10 protein-coding genes and 1 pseudogene are annotated in these 14,656 nt (G+C 75.1%); 8 read left to right on the forward strand and 3 right to left on the reverse strand.

Translation table 11 applies throughout. From position 1 onward, the window contains the following. Positions 1-12: 12 nt before the first annotated feature. Complete coding sequence (locus IH54_RS0101470) at positions 13-642, reverse strand: MarC family protein (RefSeq protein ID WP_031512245.1); 630 nt, start codon at positions 640-642, stop codon at positions 13-15. A 119-nt stretch (positions 643-761) separates the two neighbouring features. On the opposite strand from IH54_RS0101470, the gene IH54_RS0101475 reads away from it, so the two are divergent. The 6 genes and pseudogenes from IH54_RS0101475 to IH54_RS0101500 all read left to right on the forward strand — a co-directional run bounded on the left by IH54_RS0101475 (position 762) and on the right by IH54_RS0101500 (position 9,310). Then, the gene (locus IH54_RS0101475; RefSeq protein ID WP_078861835.1) at positions 762-2,453 is read left to right on the forward strand and encodes an MDR family MFS transporter; all 1,692 of its coding nucleotides are present in this window, start codon (positions 762-764) and stop codon (positions 2,451-2,453) included. Between the two features lie 21 nt (positions 2,454-2,474). After that, positions 2,475-2,936, forward strand: a complete 462-nt coding sequence (locus tag IH54_RS0101480; RefSeq protein ID WP_031512247.1) for a universal stress protein — start codon at positions 2,475-2,477, stop codon at positions 2,934-2,936. A 288-nt stretch (positions 2,937-3,224) separates the two neighbouring features. Continuing rightward, a complete protein-coding gene (locus tag IH54_RS0101485) occupies positions 3,225-5,762 on the forward strand; it encodes a polysaccharide lyase family 8 super-sandwich domain-containing protein (RefSeq protein WP_031512248.1) in 2,538 nt (845 codons plus the stop codon). Positions 5,763-6,207: 445 nt separating this feature from the next. Next, entirely contained in the window at positions 6,208-7,107 is a 900-nt protein-coding gene (locus IH54_RS0101490) for a TIGR04222 domain-containing membrane protein (RefSeq protein WP_031512249.1), read from the forward strand. Next, a pseudogene (locus IH54_RS48025) lies at positions 7,104-8,471 on the forward strand (DUF692 domain-containing protein). Before IH54_RS0101490 ends, IH54_RS48025 begins: the two are co-directional and overlap by 4 nt. After that, positions 8,468-9,310, forward strand: coding sequence for a DUF3626 domain-containing protein (locus tag IH54_RS0101500; RefSeq protein ID WP_031512250.1), 843 nt, complete (start codon positions 8,468-8,470; stop codon positions 9,308-9,310). The pseudogene IH54_RS48025 and the gene IH54_RS0101500 overlap by 4 nt, the downstream one beginning before the upstream one ends. A 119-nt stretch (positions 9,311-9,429) precedes the next feature. On the opposite strand, the gene IH54_RS0101505 is transcribed toward IH54_RS0101500, so the two are convergent. Beyond that, the gene (locus IH54_RS0101505) at positions 9,430-11,067 is read right to left on the reverse strand and encodes an FAD-dependent monooxygenase (RefSeq protein WP_031512251.1); all 1,638 of its coding nucleotides are present in this window, start codon (positions 11,065-11,067) and stop codon (positions 9,430-9,432) included. Between the two features lie 229 nt (positions 11,068-11,296). On the opposite strand from IH54_RS0101505, the gene IH54_RS0101510 reads away from it, so the two are divergent. Together IH54_RS0101510 and IH54_RS39200 are read left to right on the forward strand one after the other, a co-directional pair. Next, entirely contained in the window at positions 11,297-12,958 is a 1,662-nt protein-coding gene (locus tag IH54_RS0101510; RefSeq protein ID WP_234343308.1) for a hypothetical protein, read from the forward strand. 159 nt (positions 12,959-13,117) lie between these two features. Beyond that, entirely contained in the window at positions 13,118-13,549 is a 432-nt protein-coding gene (locus tag IH54_RS39200; RefSeq protein ID WP_043179401.1) for a hypothetical protein, read from the forward strand. 16 nt (positions 13,550-13,565) lie between these two features. Here IH54_RS39200 and IH54_RS0101520 read toward each other — a convergent pair whose 3' ends face one another. Beyond that, positions 13,566-14,426, reverse strand: coding sequence for a UbiA family prenyltransferase (locus tag IH54_RS0101520; RefSeq protein ID WP_078861837.1), 861 nt, complete (start codon positions 14,424-14,426; stop codon positions 13,566-13,568). Between the last annotated feature and the right edge of the window lie 230 nt (positions 14,427-14,656).

The following is a 14,656-nucleotide window of genomic DNA, read 5'->3' on the forward strand; positions in this document are numbered from 1 at the left end:
CCCGGCGCACCGTCAGGAGCGGTGCCCCACCGTGCTGACGCCCAGGGCGAGCAGCCCGTCCAGGACGAGGTCGACGCCGACAGCCGCGAGCAGCAGCCCCAGCAGCCGGGCCACCAGCTCGACGACGGTGTGGTGGGTGCGCTGGAGCAGCGGCCCGAGCAGCAGCACGCACGCCAGGTCCACCGCGATGACGGTGGCGAACGCCGCGACCACGGTGCCGCGCCAGCTCCAGTCGGTGCGCTCGGCGGTCTCGATCAGCAGGCCGGTCATCGCCAGCGGGCTGACCACGTACGGCATCAGCAACTGCCGCATGCCGCTGGTCAGGTCGGGCCCGTCCTCGCCCGGCGCCTCGGCCCCGGTGTGCATCCCGAGCACCAGGCCGACCGCGTAGAGGAAGAAGATGATCCCGCCGGCCAGGGCCAACGCGGGCGTGGAGATGTGGAACAGCTCCAGCAGCCAGGGCGACGACAGGCCGGTCGCCACGCCGATCAGAACCGCGCCCGCCGACGACACCAGCGCGATGACGCGCACATCCCGCCGGGGGTGGTGCTGGGCGAGCCCGGCGAAGGCGAGCAGGACCTTGGGCGGCCCGATCACGGAGAAGAACGTGATGAAGGCGGCGGAGTACGTCAGGCTGATCATAACCGGCATCATGCGCAACAACCGGCCGCATAACGGGTATTGACGCCCGCCCGTTCGAAGGTTCGGTCGCGCGGCAGTATCGTTGCCCAGGGCAAGCAGGATCTGGAGAGAGAGACCCCATGAGCGCCCAAGCAGATGCCGCGCAGACCGGTACAGCCGCACCGCCGACAGGCTACTCGCACCGGCAGATCATGATCATCCTGTCGGGCCTGCTGCTGGCGATGTTCCTCGCCGCACTCGACCAGACCGTGGTGTCCACCGCCATCTACAAGATCGGCGAGAGCCTCGACGGGCTGACCGCACAGGCCTGGGTGACGACCGCCTTCCTCATCACCTCGACCATCGCCACCCCGCTCTACGGCAAGCTGTCCGACCAGTACGGCCGCAAGCCCTTCTTCCTCTTCGCGATATCCGTCTTCGTCGTCGGCTCCGCGCTGTGCATGCTCTCGACGTCGATGTACATGCTCGCCGCCTTCCGCGCCTTCCAGGGTATAGGCGCCGGCGGCCTGTTCTCGCTGGCCTTCGCGATCATCGGCGACATCATCCCGCCGCGCGAACGCGCCAAGTACCAGGGCTACTTCATGGCGGTCTTCGGCACCTCCAGCGTGCTCGGACCGGTCATCGGCGGCTGGCTCGCCGGCCAGGACTCGCTGCTCGGCATCGACGGCTGGCGGTGGATCTTCCTGGTCAACGTGCCGATCGGGATCGCCGCGCTCGTCGTCGTCGCCAAGGTGCTGCACATCAAGCAGGACAAGCGCCCGCACAAGGTCGACTCGTTCGGCGCCGCGGCGCTCGTCGTCGCGCTCGTGCCGCTGCTGATCATCGCCGAGCAGGGCCGCGTGTGGGGCTGGGGCAGCGGCCGCGCGCTGGGCTGCTACGTCATCGGCGCCGTCGGCATCGTCTGCTTCCTCCTCGCCGAGCGCCGCGCGGGCGAGGAGGCGCTGCTGCCGCTGCGGCTCTTCCGCAACGGCGTCTTCGCGCTGGGCTCCGCCCAGTCCGCGATCATCGGCATCGGGATGTTCGGCGGCATCACCCTGATCCCGTTCTACCTCCAGCTGGTCAAGGGCAACTCGCCCACCAAGGCCGGCCTGCTGATGCTGCCGCTGGTGCTCGGCATCATGGTCTTCTCGGCCGTCTCCGGCATCATCACCTCGCGCACCGGCCGCTACAAGATCTTCCCGGTCATCGGCTGCGCCCTGCTCGTCGCCGGCATGCTGATGCTCTGGCAGATCGACGCCGACAGCAGCCTGCTGTACGCGGACGCGGCGATGTTCCTGATCGGCGCCGGTCTCGGCCTGAACTTCCAGACCATCGTGCTGGCCATGCAGAACGCCGTGCCGCCGCAGGACATCGGCGTGGCGACGTCCTCGACGACGTTCTTCCGGCAGATGGGCGGCACGCTCGGCGTCGCCGTCTTCCTGTCCATCGTCTACTCGGTCGTCCCCGGCAAGATCAGCTCCGCCTTCGCCGCCGCCCGCGGCACGCAGGAGTTCCAGCAGGCCGCGGCCGCACACCCGGACCAGCTCAAGACGCTCACCGGCGGCAGCTCGGACAACCTCAACGACACGTCGTTCCTGAGCCACTTCGACCCGGTGCTCGGCCACCCCTTCAAGGTCGGCTTCACCGACGCCATGAACGTCGCCTTCCTGGCCTGCGGCGGCGTCCTGGTGCTCGCGATGCTGCTCTCCACGATGCTCAAGGAAGTGCCGCTGCGCACCACCGGCGCGGCATTCGAGAAGCGCGAGGAGCCGCCGGCCGGCGCCGACGAGGCGACCGCCGGGACGGGCGGCGCCGACGGGCCGGCCGCCTAGCAGCGAGCACGGCGCGAGGCCGTGGGATCCGATCGGGCCGCAGCTCCGCGGGGCGGCGGCCGGGTGGTCGTCGTCGGCGTGGACGACTCCGACTCGTCCTGGCGCGCCGTCGCCTACGCCGTCGGCCTCGCCCGCCGGCAGGACGCGCTGCTGGTGCTCGTCCATGTGCTGCCGCAGCACGCCGCCGCGATGTTCGGCGGCGTCGCGTGGATGCTCGCCACCGACGACGTCGCGCTCGCCGCGCAGTTGCGCGACCGCATCGCCCGCGGGCTCGGGTCCGCCCCCGGGCTGCCCGTGCCACGCTGGGAATTCCACCTGCTGCGGTCGGCGAGCGTCGCGACGGGCCTCGCGGCGACCGCCGACGAGCTGCGCGCCGACACCGTCGTCATCGGCACCTCCCGCGGCCTGCGGCACCGGCTCTTCGGCTCCCCGGGCGCCCGCCTGGTCAGGACCCGCCGCTGGCCGGTGATCGTGGTGCCGTGACGGCGCCCGCGAACCCGGGTCGGGCAGCGTGCGGTCCGGGTCCGCCGGGCGGACGGCGCGGGCCCGGGCGGGCCGCACGGCAGCCGTGCCGCCCGGAGGCGCCGGCCGGGCGGCGTGGTGCCGCGTCCGCCGGGCGGACGGCGTGCAAGGCCGCGACGGACGCGTGGCCGCGTATCAGCGGGACGCGTGTCGCACCCCGTGACAGCGGGGGCCACGGTTGCTTGAATGCCGGAGGCGCCCGACCCGCCGCGGCGCCGCCGCTGTCCGCCGACCGCTGGAGCGTCCGCCGTGCAGATGTCCCGCCGTACCCTGCTCTCGACGCTCCCCGCCGGTGCCCTGCTGGCCCTCGCCGGGCGGATACCCGCCGCGAACGCCGCCGACCCGGGCGACGCCGCCCGCGTCATCGCCAACGCCACCGCCGTCTTCTGCGGCACCGCGGACTCCAACGCACGCCCCGAGGTCGCCGGCAAGCTCGCCGCGATCCAGTCCGCCGCCACCTCCCACCTCGCCGCCATGGACGCCGCGGGCAGCGGCGAGCTCTTCCACGGCCTGGCCCTCGGCACCAGCGACCCGCACCTGAGCACCTCCTTCCAGTACCTCTACGAGATCGCGGTCGCCACCCGCGCCCCCGGCTCCGCGCTGCTCGCCGACAGCGCCGTCCAGCAACGCGTCGTCGACGGCCTGACCTGGCTCTACGACCACTACTACGGCGACCTGTCGGCCGGCTACTACGGCAACTGGTTCACCTGGGAGATCGGCATCTCCACCTACGCCGGCCGCACCCTCGTGCTGCTCGGCGACACCCTCGCCGCCACCGCGCCCGACCTCACCGCCACCTACGTCGCGGCCATGGACGCGTACCTGCGCAACGGCAAGGACGGCGACGTCGACCTCGACTCGCGCTTCCACACCGGCGCCAACCTCGCCGACATCACCACCAACCGGATCCTGCAGGGCGCCGCGCTCGGCGACGCCGCCCGCATCACCAAGGCCGTCACCGACCAGCTCACCGTCTACGCCACCGTCGACCCGTACGCCCTCCAGCACGGCGTCACCGACGGCTTCTACGCCGACGGCTCCTTCCTCCAGCACTCCTCCGTCGCCTACACCGGCTCCTACGGCACCGGGCTGCTCACCCGCGTCGCACAGACCGTCAAACTCCTGGACGGCACGGGCTACGCGCCCGACGGCGGCAGCCTCGCCGACATCGCCGCCGGCTGGGTCGCCGGCAGCTTTGCGCCGCTGGTCGTCGAGGGCTGGACGACCGAGGCGGTCAAGGGCCGCGCCGTCTCCCGGACCGGCACCGGATACGCCGACACCGCACCCGTCATCGAGGCCGCCACCGACCTGTCCGGCCACGCCACCGCCGAACACGCCGCCGCGCTCGCCTCGTACGTCAAGCACCTGCGCCAGGTCACCCGGGCGGCGCCCGACCCGGCCGGCTTCGTCTCCCCGGTCAGCGTCGCCGCCTACGCCGCGATCCTCGCCGACCCCGACGTGCCCGCGCGCGACATCAACCCCGCCGCCCTGCACAGCGCCTACCCCGCCATGGACCGCAGCGTCCACCGCCGCCCCGGCTGGACCTTCGTGCTCGCCCGCAGTTCTGCACGCATCAGCGGCTACGAGTACATGAGCGGCGAGAACCTGCTGCCCTGGCACCAGGGCGTCGGCGCCCACTACCTCTACCTCGCCGGGCAGGACCAGACGGAAGCCTTCGGCGTCGACTACTTCACCACCGTGCCGCCCGACCGGCTCGCCGGCGTCACCGCCCCCGACGAGACCCGGCTCAGCGTCCCCGAGCTGTACGGCACGCAGTGGTACGACAACCCCGCCGCCGGCTTCACCTCCTCCTCGGAGTCCCAGAACGCCTACGTCTACTTCCCGCGGGGCACCAACACGCACTCCGGCGGCGCCGCACTCGGCCCGTACGGCAGCGCCGCCATGGTCTACGCGCCCGACGCCGCCTGGAGCGCAGCGCAGGCGGGCCTGCTCCCCGCCGATTTCACCGCCTACCGCGCCGCCGACGCGACCAGGTCGTGGTTCATGCTGGACGACGAGGTCGTGGTACTCGCCGCCGGGGTCGGCGACTCCGCCGGGCGCCCCGTCACCACGACCGCAGACGCGCGCATCGCCGCGGCGTCCGCCGCCGTGACCCTCACCGGCCGCACCCGGCACGGCGCCCCCGTCACCGGACCCGGCACGGCGCCGCTGGCCTGGCTGCGGTACGCCGACGCCGCGCAGGGGACGGCGGTCGGCTACGCCCTCCTCGGCCCGCACCGGCCCGACGCCACGGTCGGGCTCGACACCGTCACCCGCAGCCGCCGCACCGTACGGCTGAGCAACCCCGACACGGCCGTCACCAAGCAGGTCTTCACCCTGACCGTCCACCAGGCCGCCGGCGCCCCGCACGCGGCGTTCGCGTACGCGATCCTCCCCGGCGCGAGCGAGTCGCAGCTGCGGGCGTACGCCGCCGGCGGGCCCGTGTCGGTGCTCGCCAACACCACCGCGGTCCAGGCCGTACGGCACGCCGGGCTCGGCCTGCTCGGCGTCAACACCTTCACGCCCGGGCGGCACCGCGTCGGGCGCCTCACCGTCGACGGGGCGGCGTGCGTGCTGGTGCGCGAGGCGCGTGACGGGACGGTGGAGGTGGCGGTCGCCGACCCCACCACCGGGCGGGACTCGGTGACCCTCCACCTCGCCGGCCGCCCCCTGCGCCCCACCGCCCCTTCCCCCGCGATTGCCGCCCGCGCGGGGGCGGGAGGCACGACGCTGCGGGTGACGACCCGCCACACGTACGGCGCGTCCCTGAGGGTGACCTTGCACTGACCTCGCCGGAGGTCCGCCCCGGGCCGCCCCGTGGGGTGCGTTTCGCGACGCTCGCGCGCCGTGGCTGAGCGCGCAGTTCCCCGCGCTCCTGAGGTCCCGCCCCTTGCGGTGGATTGTTCGTCTGCCGGTCCGGTCCGATCCGGCCGGCCGCGCAGTTCCCCGCGCCCCCGACGAACGCCCACCCTCGCTGCGCCGCAGAAAGCTTGCGCCTGCCGCGCAGGCCAACACCCAGGGGCGCGGGGAACTGCGCGCCCGGCCCACCAGCGGTCGCAAGTCGCGAATCGCACCTTGCGAGGCACCCCGTGGCGTCAAGGGGCGCGCGGAACTGCGCGCTCAGCCCACCACGCACCGCGAGTCGCACCCCACGGGGCAGCCCGTGGCGCAACGGGGCGCCGGGGAACCGGCGGTGGGGGAGGGGGCGTCACCCCGGGTGGAGGTGACAGGCGTGAGCGGACCCGCTTTCCTCGCCGCCTACGCGGCAGCATTCATCCTCGCCGGCATCGGCACCGCCCTCGTACGGTCGGGCCGGAGGAAGCGGCTCGCCGCGGCCCCGGGCACCGGCTGGATGCCGCCCGATCCCTACACCGTCGCCGTGCTGAGCGGCGGCCCCACGCGCGTGGTGGACACCGCCGTCCACGCCCTCGTCGCCGAGGGCCGGTTACGGGTCGGCCGCGACCACCGGATCACGGCCTGCGGTGCCCCCGCGCCTGCCGACGCGGTGGCCGGGGACGTCGTCAACGCGGTGAGCGGCACCCACGGCGCGACCCTCACGACGGTACGGGCCCGCGTCGGGCGTGGCGCGGCGGTCGACCAGGTCGTCGCCCACGCCACCGCGCGCGGGCTGCTGCTGACGCCGGGTCAGCGCGCGTCCTCCGCTCTCGCCGAGCTCGCGCCGATGCTCGCCGTCTTCTGCGCCGGGCTGGGCCGGCTCGGCTACGGCGTCCACCGGCACCACCCGGTGGGCCTGCTGCTGGCCGAGCTGGTGGTCAGCGCGATGGTCGTGCTGATGGTCGGCAACTCCACGCCGCGCCGCACCCCCGCGGCCGAGCGGATGCTGGAGCAGGTCCGCGGCACGGCCCCGACCGCCGCGGCCCCCGCGCACGCGGGGTCCTCCGGCGTGCTCGGCGGCGACCCGTTCGCGCCGGCGGCGGTGATGGGCGTCGCGCTGCTCGGCGCGGGCGCGGTCATGGACGGCGACCTGCGCGAAGCGCTCTTCGGCGGCCTGAACACCTCCTCCGCCGGCGGTGGCGGCGCGAGCTGCGGGACGGACTCGGGCGGCGGCGACAGCGGTGGCAGCGGGTGCGGCGGCGGCTGCGGGGGCGGTTGCGGCGGGTGCGGCGGATGACGTCCACGGCCGCGCCCGAGCTGGGCTACGGCATCGGCTGGCGCCGCCCCATCGACCTGACCGTCGAGCGCCTGCCCGGCGTCGACTTCGTCGAGGCCATTGCGGAGGGCCTCGACCCGCAACGGCTCCTCCCGTCCCTGGCGGTGCTGCGGGAGCGCGGCGTCCCGGTGGTGCCGCACGGCGTCTCGCTGTCGCTGGGCGGTGCGCAGCGGCCCGACCCGGCGCGGCTCGCGCACCTGGCCGCCTGCGCGCAGGCGCTGGACGCGCCGCTGGTCAGTGAGCACATCGCCTTCACCCGGGCCGGGCAGTGGGAGGCCGGGCACCTGATCCCCGTGCCCCGGACGTGGGACACCGTCGCCGTCGTCGCGGAGAACGTCAGGATCGCCCAGGACCACCTGCCCGTACCGCTGGCGCTGGAGAACATCGCACCGCTGCTCGCCTGGCCCGGCGAGGAGCTGACGGAGGGGCAGTTCCTCGCCGAGATCGCCGGCCGCACGGGCGCGCTGCTGCTCGTGGACGTCGCCAACCTGCACACCGCGCGGGTCAACCTCGGCATCGACCCGCACCAGGTCCTGCGGGAGCTGCCGCTGGAGCGCGTCGGGTACGTCCACGTCGCCGGAGGCGTCGAGCGCGACGGGGTGTGGCACGACACCCACACCCACCCCGTGCCCGCGCCCGTGCTCGACCTGCTCGCCGACCTCGCGGGCCGGGCCCGGCTGCCCGGCGTTCTCCTCGAACGCGACGGCGCCTATCCGACGGACGCGGAACTCGCGGGCGAACTCGCCGCGATCCGCGCCGCCGTCGCGCGCGGGTGCCGCGTATGACCACGGCCGAGCGGGCGGCCCTGGGCGCGGCCCAGGAGGCGCTGCTCGCCTCGCTCGTGGGCGGCGCCGACGCCCCGCCGGGCTTCGATCCGGAACGCCTGCGCGTCCAGGCCGCCGTCCTGCGCGCCAAGCGCCGGCATGCCGCCGAGGAGTCCCCGCCCGCCCCGCGCCCTCGCCTCTTCCGCCGCCGCCCGTCCGGCGGGGGGCCGCGGTAGGCCGTGCCCGGCAGATCCCGTCCGCCCGGCGGCGTCCGGCAAGCGCGCTCAACCTGCCCTCGGCGGGAGGCGCCCACCCTCCACCGTGAACCGTGCGGCCCGGGAGGGGCCCCCGGGCCGTGCGGCCCGGGGGCCCCACCCGCCGCCTCGCGGCCCGGAGGTGCCCCCACCCTCCGCCTTGCACCCGGGGCACCTCCCGGGCGAAGCGCCGGCGGAGCACCGGACACAGCCGACCCCGCCCTCCGGGCGGACGGCGCTCTTTGCCGGACCGGCCAGGGAATCCGCGTGCGCCCGGCGCCCTCCGGGCGGAACACTGGGCGGATGACCTCCGCGACCTCCCTCACCCCGCAGGAGCGGGCGCTCGGCCACGTCGCCGGGCTCGCGTCCGGGCCGCCGCTGGACCCGGCGCTGCGGGTGACCCTCAACTTCCATCCGGACCGCCCGGTGGGAGGCAGGCCGATCCTGGACGCGATGGCCGAGGACGGCGTCTACCGCTCGCAGTTCGTGACGGGCACGAGCAACGGCGGGCTGACCGCCCGCCCCGGCGGTGACCGGTGGCGCTGGGAGAGCCGGATCTTCGCCGGGGCGTACGACGACGCGCCCGCCCACGAGCGGCCCGTGTACGGGGCGCTCAACTTCCGCCGCAAGCCGGCCGGCGGCGCCCCGCGGTTCGGGTCCGCCCACTTCCGGCTGACCGCCGAGCCGCTGGCTCGGACCACGTTCTGCTACCCCGACAGCTTCCACGAGCCCGCCGACTTCGGCGTGGCGGCGCGTATGCCCCTGGTCGAACTGGCCCTCGCCGACCGCCGGGACGACCTCGACGACTACGTCGAGGCGCAGGTCCACGGCCCCGTCCGCCCCGACCGCCACGTCGAGGCGCTGGTCCTCGACCCCTGCTACCGCGGTACGCCGGTCGAGGCCGCGGCGCTGCGCCTGGGCTGCGCCGTGGAATGGCACGCCGGATTCCGGCTCGCCGCCGCCGACCTGCGCGGCCGCGCCGCCTACCGGGGCCAGGAATACGTCGACCTGGCCGCCCGGATCGCCGTCGACGGCGTTCTCGACCCGCGCGTCGTCGGTGTCGCCGCCCGCTCCGGCGACCACGACCCGCAGGCGGTCAAGAAGGTGTGGCACTACCTCGCCCGCTTCGGCGCCCCGGCCCGGTGACGCGCCCCCAGGGGCGTACGGGGGGTATCCCGGGCGAAGCCCACGGGGGAGAACCGCACGACCGGCCACCGCGACAGGACACCCGGCGGGCCACCACAAGGGGCAGCCCCTTCGCGGTCCTACGGGCCGCCCCGCAGCGTCCGGTGGAGGTGGGTGGTGAGGGCGGACGGGGTGGGGGAGGGGAAGCGGGCCGAGAGGTGGCCGTCGGGGCGGACCACGAACGCCTCGGGCGCCGCCGCCCGGTAGGCCCGGCGGAAGGCCTTGTCCCGGTCGTGGACGCGCGGCACCCCGAGCCCGTCGCCGGGCGCGCCCGGCGCGAGGACCGCGAAGACGTTCAGCCGCCCGCGCGCGGCGCTCCGCGCGGCCGTCGCGCAGGCCCGCAGCTCCTGCGTGGGGGAGTCCTCGTCGGCGTACAGCAGCAGCGTGTGGTGCGGGCTGCGCAGCAGGTCGAAGAGCCGCACCGGGTAGGCCGCGATGTCGCCCGTCAGCCCGTGGCAGTCGGGCGCCCGGTCGCCGGGCCGGGGACCGGGCCGGCCGCCGGGCCCGGATTCGGGTTCCGGCTCGACGAGGGGGCTGCCGGCGTAGGAGACGAGGAGCTGCGCCTCGCGCAGCACGTCCGCCTCCGCGCCGCCCTGCCGCGCGTGCAGCACCGTCCGCCCCACCACTTCCGCCCCGACCGGCCGCCGCTCCGCGTCGTAGCTGCCGAGCAGCCCGTCCGCGGCCGCGCCCCGCACGGCGAGGGCGAGCTTCCAGGCGAGGTTGTACGCGTCCTGGATGCCGGTGTTCATGCCCTGCGCGCCGGTCGGCGGGTGGATGTGCGCGGCGTCCCCGGCGAGCAGGACGCGCCCGGCGCCGTAGCGTTCGGCGAGCCGGTGGCTGATGCGGAAGACGGACGACCAGCGCAGCCGCCGCGCGGTGACCTCCTGCGGCGAGAGCCGGTCGAGCACGGCCTGGATGTGCCGCAGCTCCGGCGCCCGCCCGGCCTCCAGGCCGTGCGCGACCTCCGCCCCCGCCCCCGCTCCCGCTCCCGCTCCCGTTTCCGCGCCCGCCGCCAGCTCGGCGGGCACCCGCATCGACATCCGGTAGCGGCCCCGGCCGGGCAGGGGCACGCACACCAGCAGGTCGTCGACCTCGCCCGCGGCGCCGTGGTGCAGCGAGCGGACCGCGTAGCCCGGCGGCAGGTCCCAGTCGACCTCGACGTCGCCGAGCATGTACTCCTCGGGGAAGGCGTCCCCCTCGAAGGCGATCCCCAGCTCCTGCCGGGTGCGGCTGTGCGCGCCGTCGCAGCCGACGAGGTAGCGGGCCCGTACGGTCTCGGCGCCGCCGGGCGCGCCGAGCCGGGCGTTCACCCCGTCGCCGTCCTGTTCGAGGCCGAGCAGCTCGGTGCCGCGCTCGACGTGGCCGCCGTACGCCTCCAGATGCCGGGTCAGCAGCCGCTCGGTGGCGTCCTGCGGCAGCGCCGCGAAGCCGTACGGGACGTCCGGCGGCAACTGCAGCTCGACCCGCGGGCCCGGGCGTCCGTCGACGAAGACCAGCTGGCCGTACAGCGGCACGGCGGCCTCCAGGGCGTCGCGTACCAGGCCCATCGCGTCCCACACCTCGAAGGTGCGCGGCAGCACCCCGACGGCCCTGGCGTACGGCTGCGGTTCGGTGCGCCGGTCGACGACGCGGCAGTCGACACCCCGGCGGCGCAGCTCCAGCGCCGCCGTCAGCCCGACCGGCCCCGCGCCCACCACCAGCACCTCGGTCTCGCCCATGCTCGCTCCCCGGCGTCGGGAGGTTCCGGGAGGGCGGCGCGCGCCGTCGCCACCCCCGGCTGTCACCCGTCCAGCCTGCGCCCGCCCCGCCGCCCCCGCATCTTCACCCGTCCGGGGGGAACCGGCGCGCTGTCCTCGTCATCAGATATAAATGGGCCCTCACGCGCTCGGCACCGTCGGTACGCGCGTACTTTCCATGGGTGGGGACCGGATTCTCGGGGGGTTTGCCATGAGCTGGGGCCAGCAGGGCGACAACAGTGACGGCTACGGCGGCGCCGGCAGCGGCCGGCCGGGCGGCGGGGGTGCGTTCGGCCCGCCTCCGCCTCCGCCGTTCGGTCCTCCGCCCTTCGGTCCGCCGCCGATGCCCTCCGCCCCGCCCGTCCCGCCCGCGCCCGCCGACCCGCTGCGCGCCGTGGCCGTGGGCCTGCTCAACCTCAGCGGCCTCGGCCTCGGCTACCTGCTGACCCGCCGCTGGCTCGCGCTCGCCGTGGCGCTGGTCGGCAGCGGCATCTTCCTGTTCACCGCGCTGCCCGCCGACCCCGACGGCGTGTCCGGCGGCATGCTCGTGACGTATCTGGTCTTCCTCGCGCTGACCGCCGTGCACGGCGCCCTGCGCGGACTGCGCACCCGGCTGTCCTTCCCCCCGCAGGCGCCGCTCGCGCTGCTGATGGGCCTGGTGCTGCTCGCGGTGCCGGCCGGCGCGGTCGTCTACTACAAGGGCGCCAAGGACGACGCGGTCCAGCAGCAGCTGCTGGACCGGCTCGACAAGGCCGACAAGCTCGTGGTGGCCGCCAAGGGCAAGCCGTTCACGTCCGCCAAGGGCGACTTCGACTCGGCCCTCGGCACGTACAACGACTTGTACACCAAGCACGCGGGCTCCAAGGCCGGCAAGAAGGTGCCGGACCGGATGAAGACCTTCTACACCACCGTCGGCGGGGCCTACGACCAGAAGAAGTACTGCGACGCGGTCGACCCGCTCACCTACCTGCGGACGACGGTCCCGCAGCACATCGACGGCACTGCCGTCGCCTCCCTCGCCACCTGGCCGGACGACAGGCTCGCGACCTCGCTCTACGAATGCGGCTGGACCGAGCTGACGTCCTCCACCGACGGCGCCGCGAGCGAGAGCGGCAAGCTCGGCACCCTTCTCACCACCTTCCCCCAGTCCCCGCAGGCGGCGAAGGTCGAGCCGGCGCTCCGCGCGGAGATCGACAGCGCCGGCAAGCTCGCCACCGGCAGCGACCCGTGCTCGGCCCTCGACAAGCTGGACACCCTCGGCTCCGACGCCGCCGAGCTGCCCGGCGGCAAGGCCGGGATCGCCGGCACGCTCGACGCCGACGTCCGCAAGGCGAACGCCTACACCGAGACGGGCATGTACAACTGCGGCGTGTCGCAGTACAAGGACGGCAGCTTCGACGATGCGCTGGACACGCTGAACGACTTCAAGTCCAAGTACCCGAAGGACAAGAACCACGCCTCCGCGCAGAAGATCGCCATAGCCGCGGAGATAGCCACCAAGATCCCCGCAGCGGGCAAGAAGATGCCCGGCAACGGCAGCGGCGGCTCCATCAGCGTGACCTTCACCAACGACAGCCCCGACGCGATCGAGATCCTCTACACGGGCAAGACCACCGGCAGCTTCACCCTCAAGGGGTGCAGCGGGTGCAGCGCGTACATGAGCGACTCCCTCGCGCAGAGCCTGGCCTGCAAGGACAGCAAGGCGCACTACGCCAAGCACACCCTGCACATACCCCCCGGCACCTCGTACATCATGCAGAAGCCGCTGGACGAGAGCGACGACGCGACACCGGTCGCCGACACCCGCAACTTCCAGAGCGGTTACATCTACACCCAGTGCGCGTACGTCCTGCAGTCGTACGGCAGCCTCTGACGCCGGACCGGCCGCGCCCCCGGGATCCCGGCGGGTGCGGCCGTCGGCGTGAAACGGCCCCGCGCCGTCCCCCGTGCGGCCGCCCGTGACGCGCGGCGGGCGCCCGCGGGACGCAACCTGACCGGGAGGCTGCCGCACGACGAGGCGAGGGAACCCGCGATGGCGAAACCGGTGCTGGAGTGGACCGCCCGTGTGCTCGCCGCCGCCGGCCTCGCGGTCGACGCGTACGTCCACGCCGACCTCGCCCCGCAGTACGACGTGGTCAAGGCCACCGTCAGCCAGGGCGACCTCTTCCGTATCGAGGCTGCGCTCTCCGCGCTGGCCGCGCTGCTCGTCCTGGTCTGGCGCCGGCTGCCCGCCGACCTCTTCGGCTGGCTCGTCGCGGCCGGCGGCTTCGCGCTCATCGTCATCTACCGCTACGTGGACGTCGGCAAGTTCGGGCCGGTGCCGGACATGTACGAGCCGGTCTGGTACACGGAGAAGTGGGTCGCCGTGGTGGCGCAGCTGGTGACGGTGGCGGCGTGCTCGGTCCTGATCCCCCTCGACCTGCTGGCGATCCGCGCGCGGCGGCACCGCAGGACGGTGCGCTGACGCTGACGCGGGCGCGTCAGCGGCCGCGCGCGGCGAGCGAGGCGCCGTGCAGCACCAGCAGGGTGACGGCGGTGAGGGCGAGGACCAGCGTCGTCAGGAAGGGCAGACGGCTCCCGGCGGCCCCTTCCGCCGGCGCCGCCGGCGCGGCGGTGGTCGCCGCCGCCAGGGTGCCGGTCAGCGCGAGCGCCGCCCAGCCCGCGGGACCCGCCGGTCCAGGCGGCCCGAAGACCAGCACCGCCGACGCGCCCAGCAACGGCAGCGGGCCCAGCACCCGGCAGCGCCGCCGGCCCAGCCGCTGCGGCAGGCCGCGCACGCCCGCGGCCAGGTCCGCGTCGATGTCCGGCAGCACGTTCGTGACGTGCGCGCCCACGCCGAGCAGCGCGCCCGCCGCGAGCGCCCACGCGGGCGGCCAAGGGTTCCCCGGCAGACCCAGCGTCACGACCGCCGGGAGCAGCCCGAACGCCAGCGCGTACGGCAGCCACGAGGCCGCCGTGCGCTTCACCCCGAGGTTGTACGCCCACGCCGCCGCCACGCCCGCCAGATGGGCGGCGCCGGCGAGCCGGCCCACCGCGAGGGAGAGCGGGACGCACGCGGCGAGCGCGCATCCCGCGGCCGCGGCGATCGCTCTCCGGCCTGCCCCGCCCGCGGCGAGCGGCTTGTCGCGGCGGGCGGCCGCGGTGTCCCGCGGGGCGTCCACGGCGTCGTTGCACCACCCGACGGAGAGCTGGCCGCTCAGCACGGCGGCGGCGAGCAGCACGCAATGGGCGGCGCTCGCACCGGAGGCCGCCGCGAGTGCGGCCACCAGCACGGTGACCACGCCGCACGCCTCCGGGTGACTCGCCCTCACCACACCGCTCACGCCCATCCCCTCCACCATGCCCCGCCGCTCCCCGGCCCCGCCGGTCCCACGCCGCGCGCCCCTCGCGGGGCGGCCAGGGGAGTGCCTCCCGCGGTGGGGGCGGTCCGGCGGTGCCCGCTGCCGGGGGGCGGACACGGGGGTGCCGCTCGCCGTGGCCGGCCGGCCGTCCCGCCGTTGTGGCCGGCCGCGCGGTTTTCCCCCGGAGCCTCGCCCGGGAGGTGCCCCGGACGCCGTGACAGATGCTCACC

Source organism: Streptomyces sp. NRRL F-5123 (genome assembly GCF_000721495.1).
Lineage (GTDB): Bacteria > Actinomycetota > Actinomycetes > Streptomycetales > Streptomycetaceae > Actinacidiphila.

Bases quoted from the DNA above. Each gene is read 5' to 3' on its own strand.
- IH54_RS0101500 (WP_031512250.1), top strand. From the start codon at position 8,468: ATGACCTCCGCGACCTCCCTCACCCCGCAGGAGCGGGCGCTCGGCCAC.
- IH54_RS0101520 (WP_078861837.1), bottom strand. From the start codon at position 14,426: ATGGTGGAGGGGATGGGCGTGAGCGGTGTGGTGAGGGCGAGTCACCCG.
- IH54_RS0101475 (WP_078861835.1), top strand. From the start codon at position 762: ATGAGCGCCCAAGCAGATGCCGCGCAGACCGGTACAGCCGCACCGCCG.
- IH54_RS0101510 (WP_234343308.1), top strand. From the start codon at position 11,297: ATGAGCTGGGGCCAGCAGGGCGACAACAGTGACGGCTACGGCGGCGCC.
- IH54_RS0101505 (WP_031512251.1), bottom strand. From the start codon at position 11,067: ATGGGCGAGACCGAGGTGCTGGTGGTGGGCGCGGGGCCGGTCGGGCTG.
- IH54_RS39200 (WP_043179401.1), top strand. From the start codon at position 13,118: ATGGCGAAACCGGTGCTGGAGTGGACCGCCCGTGTGCTCGCCGCCGCC.
- IH54_RS0101470 (WP_031512245.1), bottom strand. From the start codon at position 642: ATGATCAGCCTGACGTACTCCGCCGCCTTCATCACGTTCTTCTCCGTG.